This window comes from Kitasatospora sp. NPDC057738, assembly GCF_042798815.1.
Lineage (GTDB): Bacteria > Actinomycetota > Actinomycetes > Streptomycetales > Streptomycetaceae > Kitasatospora > Kitasatospora lactacystinica.
On sequence record NZ_JBHVJT010000159.1, the window covers coordinates 1 to 3,715 of the forward strand.

General features: G+C 70.3%; 2 protein-coding genes. Both read right to left on the bottom strand.

Features of this window, described 5'->3' with window-relative positions; translation table 11 throughout:
• Window positions 1-2,192, bottom strand: a 2,192-nt coding sequence (locus tag ACFVGO_RS39270; protein WP_380636951.1) for a condensation domain-containing protein, incomplete at its 3' end; no start/stop codon positions are given.
• Window positions 2,189-3,715, bottom strand: a 1,527-nt coding sequence (locus ACFVGO_RS39275) for a condensation domain-containing protein (RefSeq protein ID WP_380636953.1), incomplete at its 5' end; no start/stop codon positions are given. The genes ACFVGO_RS39275 and ACFVGO_RS39270, both read right to left, overlap by 4 nt.

Sequence of the window (3,715 nt, forward strand, 5' to 3'; positions counted from 1 at the left end):
CCGCCGAAGACGACCAGCCGCAGGGACAGGCGGGCGGCCAGGGCGTGATCGGTCTCCTGCTGGAGCAGGGCGAAGGCGGAGGGTGTCTGGTTGAGTACCGTCACCTTCTGGTCGACAAGGAGGCGGGCGAAGGCGGCGGTGTTGCGGGAGGTCTCCTGGTCGACGACGACCAGACGGCCGCCGTTCGTGAGCGCGCCCCAGATCTCCCAGACGGAGAAGTCGAAGGCGAAGGAGTGGAACAGCGTCCACACGTCCTCGGGACCGAAGCCGAAGTCGCCGTCCGTGCCCCGCAGCCGGTTCACCACACTGCGGTGCTCGACCAGCACACCCTTGGGCACACCCGTCGAGCCCGAGGTGTAGATGACGTACGCGAGGTCGTCCGGGGTGGCCGACGGAATGGGGTCGGCTTCGGACTCGCGGGCGATCGACTCCTGGTCGGAGTCGACGCATACGGGGGTGAAGCCGGCCTGCGGGAGCCGGTCGAGCAGGCCGGACCGGGTGACCACCACCGGAGCCGCCGTGTCCTCGACCAGGAACGCCAGCCGGTCCGCCGGGTATTCGGGATCCAGCGGCACGTACGTGCCGCCGGCCTTCAGCACACCGAGCAGGGTGACCACCAGGTCGGGTCCGCGTTCCAGGCACACCCCCACCAGAGCACCGGCGGTGATCCCGCGCCCGGTGAGGTGGTGGGCGAGACGGTTCGCCCGGGCGTTCAACTCACCGTAGGAGAGGGACTGTTCGCCGAAGACCACGGCCACCGCGTCCGGACACTCCCGCGCCCGCTCCGCCACCAGACCGTGCAGCGTCGCCGCGTCATCGACCCGCGGCCCATCGCCACTCCACTCCGCCGACAGCGCCCGCAGCTCCGCCGCGCTCAGCATCTCCAACTCGCCCACCAGCGCGGTCGGATCGGCCACCAGCGACGACAGCAGCTCCACGAAGTGCCCGACCAGACGCTCGACCTCCGCATGCCGGAAAAGGCCCTTGTCGTAGGTGATCTCCGCGAGCAGCGCCTCGTCGGTGTGGCTGACGGCGACGGTGATGGGGTACCCCGTGCGGGCCATCCCCTTCTGGTGGTGCACGGTGAGGTCTTGGGGCAGGTCCGAATCGCCGAAGCTCTTCGGGTAGTTCTCGAAGACGAGGATCGACCGGAAGAGCTGCTCGCCCTTGGGAACGGCGCTCCACCGCTGCGCGTCCACCAGCGAGGTGTACTCGTACTGCCGCAACTCGACGTGCTCGGCCTGGAGTTCACGAAGCCACTCGGCCACCGGAAGCTCGGGCCGCACCCGGGCACGGACCGGCAGCGTGTTGATGAACAGGCCCACGATCGATTCCGCGTCGGAAAGGTCTGCGGGGCGCCCGGAGACGGTGGATCCGTAGACGACGTCATCGCCTCCGCCGTAGCGGGAGAGCAGCAGCGTCCAGGCGCCCTGCACCACCGTGTTGACGGTCACCCGGTTGGACCGGGCGAAGGCGCCGAGCCGGGCCGCAGGACCGCCGGCGAGCTTCAGGTCGACGTCTCCGAAGCCGCTGTCGCCGGTGGCGTCGCCGCCGATGCCCAGCGCCGTGGGCTCGGCGAATCCGTCCAGGTAGCGCCGCCAGAACCGCTCGGCACGATCCCGGGACTGCTCACCCAGCCAGCCCAGGTAGCGCGCGTAGGGGACGGGGTCGGAGAGCCGGGCCGCTGTTCCGTCGACGGCGGCGCGGTAGAGGGTGAACACCTCCTTCTGCACCATCTGCGTGCTCCACCCGTCGAGCAGGAGATGGTGGAAGGTCCACAGGGCCGTCGTCCGCTCGTCGGCGAGGCGGACCACGGTCAGGCGCAGCAGCGGTGCGGAGCCCAGGTCGAAGCCGCGCACCCACTCCTCGCTCCGCAGGACGTCGAGGCGGCGCTCCTGCTCGTCGGCCGGGAACGACCGCCAGTCGAGCACCTCGAAGGGCAGCTCGACCCGCCGCTGGACCACCTGCAGCGGCTCGTCCAGGCCTTCCCACACGAAGGCGGTGCGCAGCACGGAGTGCCGGTCGACGACCGCCTGCCACGCCTCGCGCAACCGTGCCAGGTCCAGCGGCCCGGCGAAGTCGTCGACGGACTGGGCGACATAGGGGTTCGCGCCGGACGCGTCGTACAGGACGTGGAACAGCATCCCGGACTGGAGCGGAGTCAGTTTGTAGATGTCTTCGACGTTGGTCATCGGGAGAACCTTTCAAGGACTGACGCCAGACCCGCTTCATCGAGTCCCGCGTGCGGGAAGCTGTTGGCCGAGACGGAGGGCCGGCTCGTGCCGGAGGTCTCGTTGAGCCTGTCTGCCGCGTGGCTCCGCAGGCTGCGGGTGAGTGCTTCGATCGATTCCTCGGTGTACGTGTCGGTCGCGTAGGCGAGCTCGAAGGACAGCGATCCGTCCTGGAGCTCGGCGGTCACCTCCACAGGGTGGAAGCGCATGCCGACCGGTGTGACGAACTCGCCGCCTGGTAGGAGGAGTTCGGTGTTCTCGCCCAGTCCGGCGGGGGGTGGGCCGGGCGGTTCGGCGATGGTCAGGACCACGGCCGGCCGGTCGCCGCCGTCGCCCGCCGGGCGGAGCAGGCAGCCGACGGTGCGGGTGAGGTCCATGCCGTTGAAGGGGCGTTCCCGGCCGCTCGCGGCGAGCTCGACCCGGTGCGGCCCCCCGGCCCAGTCGCCTACCGCCGACTCCACTGCGTTCAGGGCCAGTTCGGCAAGCCGGGCACGCCGCTCGTCGGTGCTGCCGGCGGTGAGCGATCCGGGTTCCGACCGCTCCACCCGTGCCATCACGCGGGCCGTGGGGGAGGAGCGGTAGGTCCTCGTGCCGTCCGCGAGGTGTGCGGCCCAGGCCGTGAAAGGCGTGCTCTTCAGGGGCAGGACGACGTCCCTGCCCGCCGCGAGCGCCTGGTACGCGAGGTCCAGGTCCGTGAGGAGGATCGGCCAGGACTCCTCGTCCACGGCGAGCCGATGGGCGACGAGCAGCAGGTGCCGGGCCCGGTTCTCACCGATGTCGAAGACGGCGCCGTGGAGCAGCGGCCCTCCGGACGGATCGAGGCCGGCCCGTAGCGCCTGGCAGATTGTCGCCATCTGCGCGCGTCCGTCATCCTCCGTCCGGTCTGTCAGGTCGTGGTACGCCAGCTTGCCGGCCTCCTCGGCCGCTGTCGTCATGCGCCTGCCGTCGGCTTCCGGCCCGAAGCGCAGCCGCAGGGCGTCGTGGTGTCCGATCACCGCCGTGAGCGCCCGGCGCAGTAGGTCGGGGTCGAGGGCGGGGGTGGCGATCAGCCGGACGGTGCTGCCCCGGCCCGGGTCGTCCGCGGCGTCGAGCAGTGCCTGCTGGTACGCCGTCGCCGGCACATCGGTGCGCTCCGCGGAGGTCACGCCCGTGTCGGGCAGCGCGTGCGCCGACAGTTCCTCGACGGTGGGGTGCTGGAACAGCATCGGCGGGGTGAGGTGCAGGCCGTACCGCTTGGCGCGGGAGATCACCTGGATGGTGAGGATCGAGTCGCCGCCGAGTTCGAAGAAGTTGTCGTGGATGCCGATTTGGTCGATGCCGAGTACGTCGGTCCAGGCTCGGGCGATGACTTGTTGCACGGGGGTGTGTGGGGGGACGTACTGCTCGTCTAGTTCGGGGCGTTCGGTGTCGGGTGCGGGTAGGGCTTTGCGGTCGATCTTGTTGTTGGCGGTGAGGGGGAGTTGGTCGAGGAGGACGAAGGTGCT